Origin of the sequence: Amycolatopsis speibonae (genome assembly GCF_042647925.1) — a bacterium.
Classification (GTDB): domain Bacteria; phylum Actinomycetota; class Actinomycetes; order Mycobacteriales; family Pseudonocardiaceae; genus Amycolatopsis; species Amycolatopsis speibonae.
The window spans coordinates 1-1,079 of sequence record NZ_JBHRWK010000153.1 but is presented as its reverse complement, the minus strand read 5'-3'; the positions used below and the strand labels follow the sequence as shown (position 1 = coordinate 1,079).

Annotated in this window: 1 rRNA gene; it reads right to left on the bottom strand. The window is 54.7% G+C overall.

Annotated features, from left to right (window positions below):
• Positions 1 to 46 precede the first annotated feature (46 nt).
• A 23S ribosomal RNA gene (locus ACFOSH_RS43115) occupies positions 47 to 1,079 on the bottom strand; the annotation flags it as partial.

Below are 1,079 nucleotides of genomic sequence, written 5' to 3'. Positions count from 1 at the left end.
GGTTGTGTGGTGTTTCAGAGCTGTAGAGTGGATGCGTAACATCTTTGTGGGCAAGTCCTCGGCCTATTAGTACCAGTCAACTCGACAACACATTACTGTGCTTCCATTTCTGGCCTATCAACCCAATGGTCTATTGGGGGCCTTAACCCACAAAGGGGTGGGATACCTCATCTTGGAACAGGCTTCCCGCTTAGATGCCTTCAGCGGTTATCCCTTCCGAACGTGGCTAACCAGCCATGCCACTGGCGTGACAACTGGCATACCAGAGGTTCGTCCGTCCCGGTCCTCTCGTACTAGGGACAGCCTTCCTCAAGTATCCTACGCGCGCGGCGGATAGGGACCGAACTGTCTCACGACGTTCTAAACCCAGCTCGCGTGCCGCTTTAATGGGCGAACAGCCCAACCCTTGGGACCTACTCCGGCCCCAGGATGCGACGAGCCGACATCGAGGTGCCAAACCATGCCGTCGATATGGACTCTTGGGCAAGATCAGCCTGTTATCCCCGGGGTACCTTTTATCCGTTGAGCGACACCCCTTCCACCAGGTGGTGCCGGATCACTAGTCCCGACTTTCGTCCCTGCTCGACATGTCTGTCTCACAGTCAAGCTCCCTTGTGCACTTGCACTCAACACCTGATTGCCAACCAGGCTGAGGGAACCTTTGGGCGCCTCCGTTACTCTTTAGGAGGCAACCGCCCCAGTTAAACTACCCATCAGGCACTGTCCCTGAACCAGATCATGGTCCGAGGTTCAGATTCCCAATCCGACCAGAGTGGTATTTCAACAACGACTCCACCAACACTAGCGTGCCAGCTTCACAGTCTCCCACCTATCCTACACAAGCCGAACCGAAAACCAATACCAAACTATAGTAAAGGTCCCGGGGTCTTTCCGTCCTGCCGCGCGTAACGAGCATCTTTACTCGTAGTGCAATTTCGCCGGGCCTGTGGTTGAGACAGCCGGAAAGTCGTTACGCCATTCGTGCAGGTCGGAACTTACCCGACAAGGAATTTCGCTACCTTAGGATGGTTATAGTTACCACCGCCGTTTACTGGCGCTTAAATTCTCAGCTTCACCCC